The sequence below is a fragment of the Parapedobacter soli genome (assembly GCF_025460835.1).
Classification (GTDB): domain Bacteria; phylum Bacteroidota; class Bacteroidia; order Sphingobacteriales; family Sphingobacteriaceae; genus Parapedobacter; species Parapedobacter soli.
The window spans coordinates 31,784-49,317 of record NZ_JAMXAY010000026.1 but is presented as its reverse complement, the minus strand read 5'-3'; the positions used below and the strand labels follow the sequence as shown (position 1 = coordinate 49,317).

The window sequence follows — 17,534 nt, the reverse complement described above, 5'->3', positions numbered from 1 at the left end:
AAGTAAACCATCGATGAGATTTCAGGCATTAAACGAGCTGATTTTCATGACAGCGGCCTCGAATTGCTCGCGTGGCACGGTGGCCTTGTTCCGAAACTTCGACCGGTAGTTGTAAATGGTAGTGATGGAGTACCGCAGAAACTCCGCAATACGCTGGCTATCCGTGATGCCTAACCGGATTAAGGCAAACGTCCGCAATTCGGCGTTGAGGATTTCGCCCTGCTTGGGCATCACGTGGTCTTCCCGGTGCAAAAGCGCGTTGAACTGTTCGATGAAACGCGGAAATATCTTCAGGAACGCGTGGTCGAAGTTTTGGTAAAACTCGGCAAGCTCTTCCTCGATAAATGTGTTGGACTTCAATTTTTCGGTGAGGGCGGCCAGGTTGCCCTCCTTGGCCGTTTTATACAGCCTGCGGTGGTGGGTTTCCATTTTTTCAATGTATGTGGAACACAGGTTAAGGAACCGGCCCAGGTATTCTTCCTTGATGTGGTTGGCTTCGGCAAGTGATCGGTTATTGTCCTTGAGTTGATCATTGGCCAACAGGGTTTGCTTCCGGGCCTCTGCAAGTTTCCGGAATTGGATAATGATATAGACCACCGTGAGTGCCAACAGGACCGAGAGCACGCTGATTACCGCCAGCAGGGTCTGTAGCTCGCGCTGCCGTTGCTGCCGCTCCAATTGATAGGCATTTTCAATGATGGGATACAGCTTGGAAATCTGGATGCTGCGCAGCCGGGCATTATAGAAGTTGGCATCGTTCAGACTCTTCTTGATGTAAGCATTGGCACGAGACAAATCCCCTTCACCAAACAGCACGTTTGCTAAACTCCGTAACGAGGTGTTTTCCATGATGGACGCATTGATGTCGGATATGGCCGAAACAGCAAGATACTCCTTGTGCCGGTCGATGTCATCCAGGTACCAAAACAAAATGCCGATCATGGAAGTGAGGATGGAATAGTCCCGTGTATTGGGCTCGGTAACGGGCAGCCGCTGGAACAGGAGCGAGTTGGCCCGTTCATAATCCCCGTTCTCGATGGCGCGCCAGGCATGTTCAAACGCGTAGGACCGGTGCTCGGGCTGCAATATGGCCAGGAGCGAGTCCTGATAGGCCCTGCCCAAGCTTTTGTATTGCTGCCGATAACCGTACTCGGCGTATTCTCCCCACTCATTGTAGGCATGATAAAAATTGGTGTAGTAGTCGGTTAGTTGGTCACCCGAGAGCTGGCCTTTGCCAACGGATCGAAGGATGTCGACAGCTTCCGGATACATCCCCGAAGTGGTCAGTATGCTGGAGGTTTGCAGTTTGCTTTCGTTTGCCCAGTGCTGACTGCCGTGCCGGCCGGCCAGTTCAGAAATCAGTTGGGCATAGTGGTATGCCGAGTCGCAGATGTATACTTCATACTCGTCGAAAATCTGGTCATAGATATTAAACTTGGCTTCAACACTGGTACTTGAATGCAGCAATTGCTTCAGCCGGTTGATTCGTTTTTCTTTAGTCGACATCAACTGTTTTTCAGCGTGGATAGTCCGATCGAGCTCCTTCAATAAGGAGTCAAGCTTGGACGGCGTACCGAATGTCGTGGAAACGACCAGCAAACCGCAAATCGAGGAAAGCGTTTTAGAAATCATACTAGGCTCCTTTGAGCTGCTAAAGATAAGAAAAGACTGGCAAGCCGTCGAACCATTAATCCCCAGCTATTTTCATCGTTGTTCGATTTACGCTAAAAGTAGATGCTTGACCCCGCAGTCGCGAGTTTTTTGCTGAGATTCTCACTTGGTGTTGGTGTCGGTTGGCGCGAAATTTACGATTGAGGGCTACTTATCCAAAATATTCGTACCTTTAACCGTGGAAAACCAAGATATAACAGCCTATTAGCTGTCTTAAAGACCATGGGTTTGTATGCCCACGCGCAGTCCACGGAGGGGTCCGGGGACTGCTGCGTCGGGCAGTGCCGCCATACAAATCATTCCCATCGAATTGACATCGTGCCTCTTAAACCCAAAGAAAGACTACTTTACCACGACATCGTGATGCAGCCGGTTATACCCCGTGTCTTCTTCCCACACCTCTTCGTTGGCCAGTCTGATGGCGTATTCGGGCTTGTCTGCCAGGCTTTCGTACGCATCGGGCAGGTGCAGCAGTAATTCATAGGTGCCCGCGGGGATGTCATCCGGAATCAACACCTGCGCGGTGAACTGTACCGCGCCCGTATGCCAGGTACGCACATCCTGTTGCACGGGAACCGAAATCGCCGATCCGTCGGCCCGGTTGCGCAATATCAACCGCAGGGGCCGGGCATTGAACGGCGCGGCATACCCGTTGTTCACGAGTTGTAGGCTGATCCGGCTTTCCGCACCGCGGAACGCCCGGTCGGGTAAGGTAGCTTCTTTCAGCACCAACCGGTAGCCGAGGTTTCGTTTGATGGCGTCCATACATCCGCCGTCCTGCCAGTCGTTGTTTACCGCGTTGTTGTAATGGGCGTTGAGGTAACTGTAATGCATGTCTGCAAATTCCTGTTGGGCGATGCCAGCCGATTCGCAGTCGTTCTGCGGGCCATAGTCGTCACTGCAGGTTTCGCCACCGACCACAACATATCGGCCCTCTTCTTTCATGTAGTTGCGCAACGTGGTCACCACCGCTGCATCCGAACTGCGTGGACGGCTACTATTGCCATAGTCTTCATACGTGTCGATGTCATTCGGCCCCGAAAGGAAGCAATCGTTGTGCAAGCCGATACGCGCCTTATCGGTAGCGGTAAAAGCTTCGGCGGCCGACAGGGGTTCCGAACCGACAGGCGCATCGATGCCGTACACATAGCGTTGCTTGATCTGCGGATAACGTACCTGCACCATGCGGTCGTCCGGAACGGCCTCCAGAAGTGCCCGCAGCACATCCAGACGGTCCTGCCAATTGGTATCCGTAAGGCGGTAGTCCTGCCCGCCGTTGCCCGAAGGATCACCGAAATAATCGGAATAATACTGTTCACCCCACGTGCCGATGAAACCCATCTGCACGCTTGCGATCACATCGGCATGCTGCTCGAAAAAGGGTTTGAGTTGCTCGATTTGGCCCAGGACGACGGCCTTGGGAGCATCGCCATACGGGGGGCAGATGAAACCTTCGGGGCAATCACCTGCCATGGATGTAACGGTATATACAAACCGGGGGATGATCTTGACGCCCGCGCTCCGCACCGCGTCCATATCGGTACCCAATGCTGAGAGGACGACATCCGAAATGGGCCCATCGCGGAAATTATCCAGGATGTAATAACGGAATACCAGTGTGCTGGCTACTTCGTAATTGGCAGAAGGGAGCTGCTGCGGGCTGCGGTACCCGCGCAGCTCCGTGGCATCCAGCGGGGTGAACTGGCTGGTGCGCGTTTCGGAATACCGGTAAAAACCGCGTTCGGGGTTGGTGAAATCTGCGTCGCTTTCAGTATAGGTAACACGGACACCACGTACCAACGGCAATTCGCCGGATGACCGCGTGCAGGCGTAAAGCAGGAAGGTGCCGACCAGCAGCGCAATGCCGGCAATGATGGGTAGGATGAGTGATTTGCTCATGGGGTTAAAGTTTAAAAAAGATCCGTCGTTGGTACAGCCAGTAGCAGAGCAGCCATTCTAAAAACAGGGCAACCAACGCTACCGCAATCGAAATGAGTCCGGACGGTGCGGCAAGCAGCTCCAGCCCGCCACCGACGAAAATGCCGACGGTGCCGTTGAACCATTGCTTGCCAACGGTTTCGAAAAACAGGTAAATAAAAATCGGGTTCATACCGATAACTACGAACACCCATGCATACCGGTTGTACCCGCGTACGTCTACCAGCCACCGCAAAAAGGCCATAAGCAGCAGGATGTAGCCGCCCGAAACGAGCACGAACGATGAGGTGCTGATGCGCTTGATGATTGGGGTAACGGCCGACCAGTCGAGCAGGTAACCCACCAGTAGGCCGGCTAGCCCTGCCCAAACCAGTTTCCGGATTTGGGCGGCCGCTGGCTGGCTGCTCGCGATGAGCTTGCCGGCCAGCACGCCCCAAATGGTATGGGCCGCCGTAGGGATGAAGTTGATGGCGGCCCATCCGCCACTGTTGTGCTTGCCCATGATGAGGTGGTCGAAATAAGCACCGAAGTTCTCGCCCTTAACGAAGGGCTGCTCAAAGCCGGGTGCGGTAATAAAGCGGTACAGGCACTCGGTAAGTACGAGCAGCCCCACGCTGAACAGCAATTGTCCCATTGTGGGCCACCGGATAATCAGGTAGGCGATCAGCGTGGTGGCGGCAAGCTGGGTCAATACGTTCCACAGCTCCCAGACAAGCTGCCCGGAGTAGACGCAATGGAGCGCCACACCGCAGGCAAATAGCTTGAGCGACCGCCACGCAACGGCGCGTAAATGGGTTGACCAGCTGATGCCCTGCTGGGATTTGCGGCTCCACGATAAGTAGAGCGACGTGCCGGCAATCAGCATGAAGCCGGGTTGCACCAGATCCCACGCGAGTAGCCCATGCCACTCGTGGTGGAAAAACTGGCCCACCAGGGCATGCGCGGGCCCGCTGGTGAACACGTGGGCCAATGCCTCGTATACACCGCAGGCTTCCGCCGCGAGCAGCAGCATGATCAGTCCCCGCATCACATCCAGCGATACGACCCGGGAGGCGTGTGGTTTTGCGGTTGTTGGTTCCATGGGTGTGTTTCTGTTGTTATTCGTCCATAGTTAGCTCGTAACCTGCTTGCCCTTCGCCGGGTGCCCGCCCGAGCGTGGCAGACCAGTCGCTCTTGGTGACGGTAATACCCAGCCGTAGGCCCGCGCCGGTAAGGAATTTGAGCTTGCCACGCTCGAGGCGCATTTCGAAACGGGTGTTGGTGCCTGATGTTTCTACCGCACCCAGCAGGTAATAATCAGCGATGGTCTGCTGGGAAAAACTGAATGCCGACTGTTCGCCGACGTGGTAAAATACATCGAGGCCACCTGCCAGCAGCGGCCCTTCCAGCAGCACATCATAGCCGCCTTCGGGGAAGGAACCCGTAAGCAGGCCCGTAGCGCCGCTGTTGTCGGTATCGAGGTAAAAATCGAAAATATCTCCCGAGGCAGGCCGGGTGTCCAGGTCGATGTACAGGTAAACATAGTTGCCGTCGTAATCCAGCTTGACCTCGTTGACGATACCGCCCGTTGTACCGGGGTCGATCACATGCTGCGTAACGGCATCCCAGTCGGTAAGCACGCCGTCATCCATCCGTACCGGCGATGTTTTGGCAATGTTGATCACCGTGGAGCCTTCGTAGGTTTTCCCGCCCGGAAGTGACGCGTATAGCGTGGCCACGTATTTGCCTTTGCCCGGATACTGGTGGGTAGGGTTCGCTTCGGCCGATTCGTTGCCATCGCCGAACTCCCAACGGTAGTTTTCGGCACCCACGGTCTTATTGGTGAAAGTGACCTCGTTCCCGTCAACCTCCAGCTCAAACAATATATCTATTTCCGGCATCGGCACGGTCTGGAGCTTGGTGCAGCCGCCCGCCATCAGCCCGATGGCAAGCACTGCTATGATGTGATTGATTTTTTTCATCGGAATTGCGATTAAGGATTTTGGGTAATGGAAGGGTTGCTCAATACTTCGTCGATAGGGATATGGTAGATGCTCCGCGGATGCTGCCAGTCCAGGCGGATATTGCCGTAACCGGTGGGTTTCCGCGATAGGTCGATATCAGACTCGCTCAACCCCACCAGGTGGTACCCCCAGTAATCGCGCACCAGGTCCTGCTTGTTGCGGTAAAGGTCAAACACGCGGTGCCCTTCGAATGCCAGCTCGATGCGCCGCTCCTGCCACACGGCTTCCAGCGCACTCATGCCGCCGGGCGTCTGCCCGTTATACAGGTGGTCAGCTAGGCCGCGGTTGGTGCGGATCGCGTCAAGGTCATCAAGCGCCTCGGTAGCGCGATTGCTCTTGGCATAGGCTTCAGCCCGGTTGAGGTAGAGCTCCGCAAGGCGGAACATGATGGGCGAACTCAGGTTGGGATTGCCATCCTGGTAAGAGAATTTACGGATGTAATAAATGGGGATGCCGTTCAGGAGACGGACCGCACCGGACTCATCTGTAGAGGGCTCGATATACGACCACCGTATGTCTTCGGGCGTACCTTCCATGAGTGCACGTAGCGATGCGGAGGCAAACTCCTCGCCCCATCCCGAGTTGCCATCGGAGTAGACCATCGAAGCGATAGACCCACGGCCGTAGTCGTCCACGCTGGTGAAAGCCACACAGAAAATGGTCTCGCTGGCGGAAACCGCATTGGGAAACAGGGTGGGGTATTGATCAGATGTCGCCAGCGTAAACCGGCCGGAATTGATGACTTCGTTGGCGTAATGGATGGTTTGCTCATGGTCTTCCATATACAGGTATATCCGCGAAAGCAACGCCCATGCAGCTTCTTTCGAAGCATATTGAGTGCCACGTGGGCTGTTCATCAGCGAAGCGCCCCGCTCGGCATCGGCGATGACCGACTGGTATACCTCATCCACCGTGGCGCGTTCCTTGGCGGCAGGGTCATCGAGCGATAGCCGAAGGATAACACCCGGAGCCCCCGGATCGTGGGTATAGGGTTTTGCAAACAGCCGCACCAGGTTGAAATGGGCGAGGGCGCGTAGAAAGTAACACTCGCCGAGTAATTGCTCGGTTTCGGCATTGGTTTCACCCTGCTGCTCAACGGCGTCGATGACGGTGTTGACCGTATTGATGATTTTGTATGAAATATACCAGAAGAACCGGGTGTTGGCCTGGGTAGGGGTGTGGTCTTGGGTGAAACTGTACCACAGCGGATCGGTGGTCACCTGGCCGCACACGATGTCGTCACTGGCAAAGTCGGATAGCTGGAAATACTGGCGCAGGTACATGTTGTTGGCACTGACCACCCCGTTGAATTCAACATGGTCCTTGAAGAGGGAGTATGCCCCGTTCAGGGCATTCCGGAGGCCATCGCTGGTGGTAACGAGGGTGCCGGTGGTCAGGGAGTCTGAGGGCTCCACCACGAGGTCGCAGCTGCTGCCGAGCAGGCAGCAGAGTAAGCCGAAGATATAATTACGGATTTTCATGTTCGTTATCGTTAAAACCTACAATTGATGCTGATCAGAAACTGCCGGTTGTTCGGGTACTTGAAGTCGGCAACGCCGGGCATGGTCCAGCTTTCTGAAACAATGGATGTCTGGGGGTCCTGACCCAGGAAATTGGTAAACGTATATACGTTATCTGCGGTCAACGACACAGTTAACCCGGCAAGGCCGAGTTTTCCGGCCGTGGTGCCGGGCAGGTCGTATGAAAGCGCAATGTTTCGGATACGGAAATAGCTCGCATCCATCAGGAACCGGGATGAAGGTTCCGCTGAATTGGCTGCATTCTGCGGGCTGGGCTCGGTGGCGATGTCTCCCGGCTTCGACCAGATTACCGTGCCCTCGGGCCGCTTGATCTGGTTATAGTAGGGCTCGTGCCCGTCGTTGAAGACATACCGCAGGTCGTTGCTGAACACTTGGTTGCCATAGCTGAACGCGGTATTTACCTGCAGACTGACATTGCGGTAACGCAGGAGGTTGTTGAACCCGCCCTGGTAGCGCGGCAATGCCGATCCGGCCTCTTGGTGCGTAGCTTCGGCGTAATTGGAGGTCAGCTCACGGCCCACGGCCGCACCATCGGTATCATACACCAGCTTTTCCCACAAGGGCGCCCCCGTCTGCGGATCCACACCGGCCCACTTGGGCATGTAAAATTCATACAACTGGCCACCGTTGCGGTAAATCTGCGAAACGCTGCGCGACGTGGTGCGGATGATTTCACTGGGTAATCCCGACAAGGTGTTGTCGTTGAAGCTGACAACCAGCCCCGTGTTCCAATCCCAATCGCTGGATTGCACGGGAGTGGCGTCGATGCCGATTTCCAACCCTTTGTTGATTACATTACCCGCATTCTCCCAGCGGACCTCAAAGCCGATGGACGGCGGCTGGGATACCTGCAGCAGCAGGTCTTTGGTGACGTTACGGTAGGCATCGACCGTTAAGTTGACCCGCTTGAAGAGCGAGAGGTCCAGCCCCACATTGTACTGGTGCTTGCCTTCCCAGGTGAGGCCGGGATTGGCCAGCTGGTAAGGAATGGCGGCTACAGCCGAATTATATTGGCTGGACAGCGCAAATAGCCCCAGAAACCGGGTGCTGCCGATATCCTGCGTACCGGTGACCCCGTAACTGGCACGCAGCTTCAGCGCGCTGACCACCGGGTGGTTTTCCAGAAATGGCTCGTTGCTCACAAACCAGGCGCCGGAAACGGCCGGGAAACCGGCGTATTGGTTGCCTTCGGGGAAGGCCGATGAGCCGTCTACCCGGTAAGATGCCGTAAGGAAGTACCGGCCGTCGTAGTTGTAATTGACCTGTGAAATGAGCGACTGGAGCGCGGAGCGGTCAAAATAACCGTTCAACATCTGGCTGTTGGAGACCACGTTGAGCACACGGAGGCCTTCGGGAAGCCCGCGGCCGGAACCACCGGAATATTCACTGCGCCCGCCTTCCAACGCAACGCCTGCCAAGCCATTGAGGTGATGGCGGCCGAAAGCGGTATCGAACCGGAGCAAGTTGTTGGTGATGCCCCCGTAGAACAGCGAGTTGGTCTCATCCAGGAAGCCGCTGCCGTGGTACTGACCCGCAACAAGGGGTGAAAAATAGTTGGTGCCCTTGTTGTATCCGGCCGATAACCGGTTGGACGATGAAAACGTAAGCCACGGCATGATTTTATATTCCAGCACAAAATCGTAATTGGCATCAAACCCCTTATACGGATGGTCGGAGTTTTCAATGGTATGCACGGGATTGATTTTGTCCCGCGACCACCAGCGGAACGGGACATTGCCGTCTACATAGCGCGCCGCGCCATCCTCGTCATAGGGATCGTCCCACGGGAGGTTGAGGAAGGTGTAGTACATATCCATATAGTCGTAGCTCCTGCCCATGCTGGCGCTCAGGTTGAGGTTATTGCGAACCTTCAGCCGCTCCGAAAACCGGTATTCGGTATTTGCCCGCAGGTTGAGCCGCTTGTAATCCGTGTTTAAAAAGCTACCGGTTTCGTCGTAGTAGGAAACTGCTGCATAGTAGCTGTTCTTCTCCGTTTTTCCGCGTACCGATACATACGCATTGGTGGTCGGCGCCGGACGGAAAGATTCTTTCAACCAATTGAAATTCTGGTCACGGAGTCCGAGCGGCCGTTCGTTGTAGAATTTCAGGAGGTCGATTTTGAACGAGTTGTTTTCGCCGCCGACGATGTAGTCGCGGTAAAATTGTTTCTGGTGTTCGTAGAGTTCGGCGCCACCCATCATTTCCATGGTGCCAAAATCGGCGGTTTTGACCCCGGTGGTCAACCGGGCTTCAAAAATGTTTTTGTCTTGGGTGGCCGTCTTGGTGGTCACGATCAGTACACCGGCATTGGCCTGCGAGCCGTACATGGCGGTGGCACCTGCGTCTTTCAGCACGGTGACGCTCTCCACGTCGTTGGGGTCGTAGTTACCGCCGATGATGCCGTCTACCACCACGAGCGGTTGCTGGGAGGCATTGATGGAGGAAACGCCCCGCAGCCGGATTTCGGGTGCCGCCCCCGGCTGGCCCGAACTGTTGATGACCTGCAGGCCGGGGATTTTGCCCTGGAGCATGGTGCCCACATTGTTGGCCGTAACGTCTTGCAGCTGGTCGGCCTTTATCACACTCACCGCACTGGTGAGCTCCTCGGCCTTCACTTGGCTGTAGCCAACGCTGACCACCACTTCTTCCAAGAGCTCCTCCGCGCTTTGCAGCACGATGTGCAACGGGGATTCGCCGGCGGCGACTTCTTGAGGGGTATACCCGATGGATTGGATAACCAGCGTGGCTCCTTGCCCACGCAGGGTGAGAGCGAATTCGCCTCGCTCATTGGTGGAGGTCCCGTTGGTGGTGCCTTTCTCCAGCACGCTTACCCCCTGCATCGGTTCGCCCCGCTCATCCGTAACGGTGCCGGTAACGGTAAGCTGGGCCGAAGAGCTTTCGTCGCGCGGCACAATGATGATGGTCTTCTCCCGAACGACATAACGGAAGGGCTGGTCCGAAAAGACGGCCTTAAGCGCTTCTTCCACCGGCTGGTCCCGGAGGTTCAGCGTAATGGGGGTCGCCTGGCTCAGGTACTGTGCGTCATAGATGAACGTGAACCCGGTTTTGCTCCGGATTTCCTGCAGGACCTCCTCCAGGGAAGCATTCTTCACCCGCAGGCTGACTTCCTGCGACAGGGCTTCGGCAGACGCATACAGACTGAACCAAAGCACAAAGAAAAGGGTCAATTTCATGGCAAGGAAAATGCTACAAGCATGTTTGCTAAATTTCATACATTTGTGAATTAGGTGGTTTATTTGTTAATGATTGCTATTCAGATGACAGGGATTGCCTAATGCATACCGGGGGTGTTCGCGCACTTCCGGTTTTTATGGCCCCTGCCTTGGTTGTATTATCGTTCCAAAGACACCCTCCCTTCTTTTAAGTCAAACTCGATGCCGCTGGTGAGCCCGATCATCTCGAGCAATGTTGCCAGCGAAACATCACGGGGAAGCACGGCGTACAGCCGTTTGTCTGGTAAGGAGCCGGCATCAATGCTCACGTCGTACCATCGGGCGACATCCTGCATCACGGTAGCCAACGGCGTGTTGCGGAAGGTGAAGTACCCGTCTTTCCAAGCGGCGTATTCGGATGTGACGACCTCTTCAATACGGACCGTCTGGGCTTGCCGGTCTACCACCGCTTGTTGATTGGGCTTAAGGATGTGGCTTGCCCCCTGGTTGTTCAGGTCGACTTGTACGCTTCCTCGTAACAAGGTGGTCTGCACCATCGGCTCATCCGGATGTGCGCGCACATTGAATTCGGTGCCCAATACGGTGATCTGCTGGCCGTCGGTGCGGACGATAAACCGCTGGTCGTTGTGTGCCACGGAAAAAAAACCTTCGCCCTCGAGGAACACCTCCCGGCTACCGGCGGCAAAAACCGCTGGAAACCGGAGGCGCGAGCCGGCATTGAGCCAAACCTTGCTGCCATCGGGCAGCACTACCTGATACTGGCCACCCCGGGGGGTACTGATTTCGTGAAGGGCATGCTCACTCCCGCGGTCGGCGCCGGTAGCTGCATACGGTGTTGTTTGGTAAACCAGCTGCCCGTCTTCGGTTTTGGCTATCCGCACCCCCGCCTCCTGTACCAATTCACCGATCCCCACGTCGTCCAACGCGATGCGCGAGCCATCCGGCAGGGTCAGCGTGGCGTGGTTGCCACCGGCAGGTACGTCATTTGCCGCAAGTGGCAAGGAAGACTCCGTTAACGCCGTGGATGGGCGATCCAGCAAGAAGTAGGCGATACCCAGTCCGATCAACAGCACGGCGGCTGCAGCATAATAGGGTCGAATGCGGCGGGCACGCGGTTTCTTCTCCACGATATCGCCCAGATCGATCCCCATTTCATCCATGAGGGAGGCCTCGAGCGCCCCTTCGCGGATCAGCTGGAAAAACACCTCGATTTCTTCATCCGTCGCGGTTTTGTTTTTATACCGCTGGATAAGCAATTTATAAAATTCAGTTTTGTCCATCTTGGGTTGTCATATTCCTTCCTTTGATAGAAGGACAACTCAAGTGGGATTTAGGGTAGCAGAAATTTCATTATTCCGATCAACAGCGCGATCGTCACCCCCAACTGCTTCTCAGCGAAGGATTTCAATACCTTCAGGGTGCTTACCATGTGGTTTTTGATGGCATTGCGGGAGATGCCGAGTACGCGGGCCGCCTCGTCGTAGCTTTTACCCTGCTCGCGGCATAGTGCGAAGATTTCGCGCGACCGTCGGGGCAGCCGGGAGAGAACTTGGTCAAGCAGTAGCCGGTATTCGCGGTCTATTACCGTCTGCTCGGTGACCTCCTGCTGCACGGGATAGTGCCGGAGCAGTTCGCCCATGGCACGTTGGGAGATTGCAATGTGCTTGAGGGAGTTGAGGGCGAGGTTGCGGGCAATGACGTATAGGTAGGGCCGGAACTCACGTATTCCCGCAAGCTGCCGCCGGTTGTCCCATAGCTTGATGAACAGCTCCTGGCAGAGATCGTCAGCCAGTGAATCAGAATGGACATATCGCCCGAAAAAGTCGCGCATTCCGGGCTGGTATGTTTGATAGAGTGCGTTGAACGCATCCTCGTCGCCCCTACTGATCCGGTGTAGCAAATCCGTTTGTTCCATGGGCCTTTCACTTTTGTTAATCGCTCTAACCCTTTAGCGCCGACCCCAATGAGCCGCTGCCAAACACTGAACACACAACCTCAATCTCGATTTCGTTTTTACAATTGGCGTATGTAACGTAATGCAACGTTAAGAAAAGAAATTCGATTTGACAAGGGGCATTTGCACGCAATCGGTTGCTTAATTTTATTTCGCTTCAACGCTTTATACTATAAACGAAAGCCCCGAAACGGGGAGAATCGGGGCTTTCTAAACTAACCAATTATAAACCTAATTATGAATCTATATAACGCATGCCGCCCCTGTTTTGTTGTGTGAAGTTTGTTAATAATTGTTAAATAGTTAAGGTGATGATTAACGCAACGGCACCAATTTGACAATCTGGAGCCCACAAGCCAACACTTCCGTACTGAACTTGCCTCCCCTTGCTTTGGCGGGTTGGATGGATGGTGTGATTTCCGTACGGTTCCGTTCGTCGTTCCGCGCATTGATATCCGGGTGTTCGAGTACCCAGACAGTCTCGCTCCGGTATCCGGCTGGGATGTCGATACGTACCTGGTGCGTGGCATCGGGCGACCGATTGACCAGAGATACATAGATGCTCCCGTCTTCGTGGCGTACCGCCGCGGCATCGATAAAAGGGATTGACTCCGCAACGATATCAGCCTCCCGGCTGTCGCCATCAATCGTAGGTTTGATGGCATCCGTGGCGATGGATGGTCCTGCCACGGCAACAGTGAGTTTACTGCCGACCATCTGCTCGCGGTATTGCTTAAATACGTAGTAAATGGGTGTGTGGTAAGCATCGTCATCGCCAACGGTACGGATCAGCCCATGGGCATTGACCGGAAAAATGTAGTTGGCCATGCCCACATGGGGGCTTTGCCGGATGAACGCATTGAGCATACCGCCCACCACGGCTACGTCGAATTGCCGACGGTCATCATGGCGGGTGAACGTGAATTTATCGCCATGGTTGACAGAATGCCGGTTATTCCATTCATCCACGCTGAGGCGGATCGGTTGGTCTGCCCGTCCCAACTGCTTGTTTATCGTCTCAAGCTGCGCACCGAGCATAGTTAAATGTGCTTCCATCTTGGCGGGCGCAAACAACGTGCTTATCGGGTTTTGGATTTCACCGTCTTTCACGCGCGATGTGACATAATAGTGCTGGGTAAGGAAGTCCAGGAACTCGCCGCAGGAATCCAACACGGTCTGGTTCCACTTGAGTGAGCGGCCGATGCCGAGGAGGTGCAGGTCTGGATGTCGCTGTTTTATCGCGCTCGCCCATTTACGCAGCTTGGTTGCGTAGGCTGTCTCGGTCTCGGCCGTGTGTTTGCCCCAAGGCCCGTAATTTTCGTTACCAATGCACCAATATTTGACACGGTAGGGTGCAGCATGTCCGTGATGCGCCCGGAGCTTGCCGAAATTTGATGACGGGTCGCCATTGACGTATTCAATCCACTCCAACGCTTCCCAGAGGGCGCCGGCAAACTCGGGATCATTGCCCATATTGAAATTGATATAGGGCTCCGTACCGATTTCCCGGCACCATTGCAGGAATTCGTCGGTACCGAATTGGTAGTTTTCAACGCCACCCCAATGGTGGTTTTCGACCGTTGGCCGGAGGGGCTTTGGGCCGATTCCATGCCGCCAGCGGTATTCGTGTATAACCGTACCCCCCGGCCACCGCATCACCGGTATCTGGAGGTCGCGAAGGCTGGGGGTGAGGTGATGGCGGACATTGCCCTGCAGGTCGGCGATGCCGCCATAAATCATGCTATCGTTTACATTCTCCAGCATCTGCCCGTATATCATCGGGTTAATCTGTACCGGTGTGGCCGCCAAATCGATTTCAACGGTGGTGAGTTGTGCCTGGATCGGATGGATACTCCCCATTAGTGCGATGAAGGCGAGGAAAGCGATTTTGCAAAAAAAAGGTTTCATTTCGTGATAAATTTAAGATTAATCGATAGTGCCGATACATTGACCTAACCGGTCGGTGTCAATTTGACTAGTTTCAACCCACAGGCTGGGATTTCAATATCCACTTTGCCTCGCTTGGTACTAATGGGCTTGACCGAAGGTACGATTTCCTTTCGGTTCTCGGAACTGTTCCGGGCGTTGATATCACCATCACCAAGCATCCATACCGACTCACTCCGATAACCGTCGGGTACGGCAAGGCTCACCCGATGTGTTTTATCCGGACAACGGTTAATCAATGAGACATAGATGTTGCCATCAGCGTTGTGCACCGCCGCCGCATCGATAAATGGAACATGCGTTTCCAACATCGCAATGCTGTCGTATCGGGTATCACCATCTATCGTGAGGTTAAGCGCTTCGATATCGACGGTCGGCCCTTGGACCGTAGCTTCTAATTTAGTCCCGACCATTTGTTGGCGGTACTGCTTGAAGACATGATAAATGGGGGTTTGGTAGGCGTCGCTGTTACCAACGGTACGGATCAATCCATGGGCGTTGACAGGGAAGATGTAATTGGCCATGCCCACGTGGGGGCTTTGCCGGATGAATGCATTGAGCATGCCGCTCACCACCACAACGTCGAATTGCCGCCGTGGTGACTGCCGGCTGAATCGGTACCCATTACCACTTTCAACGGAATGCCTGTTGTTCCATTCGTCCACGCTAAGGCGTATAGGACGATCTGAACGGCCGAACTTGCTGTTTACGGTTGCCAATTGCATCCCTAGCCGGGCCAAATGGGCCTCCATTTTAAGGGGGGCAAACAACGTGTTCAGCGGGTCTTGGATTTCCCCATCTTTCACCAGGCTATTAACATAATAATGTTGGGTGAGGAAGTCGATCAGATGCCCGTTTTCGCTGAGAATTGTTTGGTTCCAACTCTCGGTATGACCAATGCCCAACAACTCTACATCCGGATGATGGCGACGGATGGCACTGGCCCATACATTCAACCGTTTTGCGTACTGCTCGTCCGACTCCTGAACGCGGGCTGAGCGGCTGGTGAGATAGTTTTCGTTGCCGATACACCAAAATCTGACACCATAGGGTTCAGGATGGCCGTTTGCCGCCCTGAGCTTGCCATATCCGTTACTCGCATCCTCATTCACATAAGCCATCCAGTTTAGTGCCTCTTCCAGCGTCCCTTCGTAATCGGGATGGAGGCTCATATTCAGATTGATGTAAGGCATAGTACCCACCTCCTTGCACCATTGCAAGAACTCATCGGTGCCGAATTGATAGTTTTCTACACCCCCCCAGGCTAGGGTCGGTACGGTGGGCCGCTTGTCTCTGGGGCCAACCCCGTTCTGCCAATGGTACTCGTAAACTACGGTGCCGCCCGGCCAGCGCATTACGGGGATTTGCAAATCCTGTAGATGGGGGATAAGGTGCTGTCGCACATTCCCGCGGAGATCCGCTACGCCGCCATAGATCATGCTATCATTGACATTTTCCAGCATCTGCCCATAGATCATTGGGTCAACTTGTATCAGCTTATCGGGTATGGCAATTGTTACATAGGTCACCTGTGTCTGCTGCCCGCAAAGGGGGTGCAGGGTTAACCCGCCCACCAGGGTTAGAAATATCGACTTGATAACAATATCTCTCATCATTTATGGTGTTGTTTATTTGTTTCTAGCCGTTAATAACCCGGATTGGGAACGAGATTGTCATTTGTCTGGATTTCAATATCAGGGATTGGCCATAAATAATTGGCCCCGGGGTCGAAGATGCGGGTTTGGATGACGCGCATCTGATCGGCATTCGACACATTGCTGTAATCCGGTGTTCCATTCTCATCGATAGCTGGGGCAGCGGCTAAAAAGCCTCGCGGTATACGACCGTAACATGGCCCGCTCAGTACGTCTTCGGCAATGCGCCACCGGATGATATCGAAGTAGCGTAAGCCCTCACCGGCGAGTTCAATCTTGCGTTCCGTGCGGACGACCGTGCGGAATGCATCGGAACTCAATCCAGCGGCAACTTCGGGCATGCCAACACGTCGCCTTAACTTATTAATTGCTTCATAAGCCGTTGCATCCAATTGGTTGGCTTCGAGTTTGGCTTCCGCGTAATTGAGCAGCACCTCGGCATACCGCAGGATGATGGGGTTGATATCCGAACGGGTGGCATGCTCCTCGGTCGGATCGGCGTATTTCCGCCAGCAATACCCGGCGAAGCTGGCAAAGGTATGGGTCGCGTCGAGATTCGGTACGCGTACCGCCGGGCTCACGTTGTAGTTCCAGCACATCAAGCTGTCTTTGTGGGTTTCGAACTGGTAGCCGTAGTATACGCTCCCCGGTAGCGCGATGGACATGGCTAGCCGGGGGTCGCGGTTTTCAAAAGGTTTCGCCGGATTGTATAATGGCGATTCATCGATGGGGAGTCCGTCAATACTCAGGTACGAATCGATCAGTGCTTGTACAGGCATTCGGTTGCTGTAGCCCCCCGACATCCGCGAGCGGAATGATACGGGTGTTTCGTGGATTACGTCGTTATAGTTGAATTGGATCGCCCAGATGATTTCCTTGGACGTTTTACCGGCGCGGTGGGTGATGCCTTCGTAGTCGGGGTTAAGCTCGAACTGTGTTCCTTCTAGTGCCATTACCGCTTCTGCGGCTGCGATGGCTTCGGACCAGCGCTCGTTATAGAGCGCTACACGTGACGCCAACGCATTGGCTGCACCGCCCGAAATGGCCATGGTGTTCGGCGCATTCGTAGCCGGCAAGAGACCTGCTGCCTCGGTCAGCTCCGATAAAATGAAGTCAACAACCAAGCTCTTCGCGTCGCGCGATACGTAGGCGTCAGAGAGCTCTAATGTGGTGGTCACCAAAGGCACGTCGCCATAGAACTGCGAAAGCAGCGAATAGGCGTAAGCACGTAGAAACTTAGCCTCACCCTTAGACTGGTTGATGACTACCTCGGAAGTACCGGTCACACGGTCGATGTTGTCAAGCACGAAGTTGCATCGTGCGATAACGGTGTACATATTATTCCAGATGGTATTGACATTTCCTGCGGTGGGTGTGCCCCAATACGAGTGTGGTGTGGCGTCGCGATTGGCTGCGATGTCTGAATACATGTCGAACCAGATTGCGAAGGGGTTTTCACCAAATCGAAACGATAAGGGGGAGAAACAGCCCGCGATTGCGGCACGGAGCTCTGCCTCGGTCTTTAGAAATGTGCCCGTTGAGGGAGCATCGAGGGGGAACTTATCCAGCTGCTTGCTACATCCTAGCAGTAATACACATATTGCGATGAAGATTATCTTTTTCATGATCTA

The 17,534-nt window shown here is 54.5% G+C and carries 11 protein-coding genes; all 11 read right to left on the bottom strand.

Annotated features, from left to right (window positions below):
- Positions 1 to 21 precede the first annotated feature (21 nt).
- A complete protein-coding gene (locus NGM62_RS12410) occupies positions 22 to 1,632 on the bottom strand; it encodes a DUF6377 domain-containing protein (RefSeq protein ID WP_262248380.1) in 1,611 nt (536 codons plus the stop codon).
- A gap of 381 nt (positions 1,633 to 2,013) precedes the next feature.
- Complete coding sequence (locus NGM62_RS12405; protein WP_262248378.1) at positions 2,014 to 3,570, bottom strand: DUF4832 domain-containing protein; 1,557 nt, start codon at positions 3,568 to 3,570, stop codon at positions 2,014 to 2,016.
- A gap of 4 nt (positions 3,571 to 3,574) precedes the next feature.
- Positions 3,575 to 4,690 carry an acyltransferase family protein gene (locus NGM62_RS12400; protein WP_262248377.1) on the bottom strand — a complete coding sequence of 372 codons (1,116 nt, stop codon included), beginning with the start codon at positions 4,688 to 4,690 and terminating at the stop codon, positions 3,575 to 3,577.
- A 16-nt stretch (positions 4,691 to 4,706) separates the two neighbouring features.
- Positions 4,707 to 5,570 (bottom strand): PKD domain-containing protein, encoded by an 864-nt coding sequence (locus tag NGM62_RS12395; RefSeq protein WP_262248375.1) that lies wholly within the window; start codon positions 5,568 to 5,570, stop codon positions 4,707 to 4,709.
- A gap of 11 nt (positions 5,571 to 5,581) precedes the next feature.
- Positions 5,582 to 7,093 (bottom strand): RagB/SusD family nutrient uptake outer membrane protein, encoded by a 1,512-nt coding sequence (locus NGM62_RS12390; RefSeq protein ID WP_262248373.1) that lies wholly within the window; start codon positions 7,091 to 7,093, stop codon positions 5,582 to 5,584.
- Between the two features lie 11 nt (positions 7,094 to 7,104).
- The gene (locus NGM62_RS12385) at positions 7,105 to 10,347 is read right to left on the bottom strand and encodes a SusC/RagA family TonB-linked outer membrane protein (protein WP_262248372.1); all 3,243 of its coding nucleotides are present in this window, start codon (positions 10,345 to 10,347) and stop codon (positions 7,105 to 7,107) included.
- Between the two features lie 158 nt (positions 10,348 to 10,505).
- The gene (locus tag NGM62_RS12380; RefSeq protein ID WP_262248370.1) at positions 10,506 to 11,627 is read right to left on the bottom strand and encodes a FecR family protein; all 1,122 of its coding nucleotides are present in this window, start codon (positions 11,625 to 11,627) and stop codon (positions 10,506 to 10,508) included.
- A 50-nt stretch (positions 11,628 to 11,677) separates the two neighbouring features.
- The gene (locus NGM62_RS12375) at positions 11,678 to 12,262 is read right to left on the bottom strand and encodes an RNA polymerase sigma factor (RefSeq protein ID WP_262248369.1); all 585 of its coding nucleotides are present in this window, start codon (positions 12,260 to 12,262) and stop codon (positions 11,678 to 11,680) included.
- Positions 12,263 to 12,616: 354 nt separating this feature from the next.
- Positions 12,617 to 14,209 (bottom strand): alpha-L-arabinofuranosidase C-terminal domain-containing protein, encoded by a 1,593-nt coding sequence (locus NGM62_RS12370; protein ID WP_262248368.1) that lies wholly within the window; start codon positions 14,207 to 14,209, stop codon positions 12,617 to 12,619.
- 44 nt (positions 14,210 to 14,253) lie between these two features.
- Entirely contained in the window at positions 14,254 to 15,864 is a 1,611-nt protein-coding gene (locus tag NGM62_RS12365) for an alpha-L-arabinofuranosidase C-terminal domain-containing protein (RefSeq protein ID WP_262248366.1), read from the bottom strand.
- A gap of 29 nt (positions 15,865 to 15,893) precedes the next feature.
- Complete coding sequence (locus NGM62_RS12360) at positions 15,894 to 17,528, bottom strand: RagB/SusD family nutrient uptake outer membrane protein (protein WP_262248364.1); 1,635 nt, start codon at positions 17,526 to 17,528, stop codon at positions 15,894 to 15,896.
- Positions 17,529 to 17,534 lie beyond the last annotated feature (6 nt).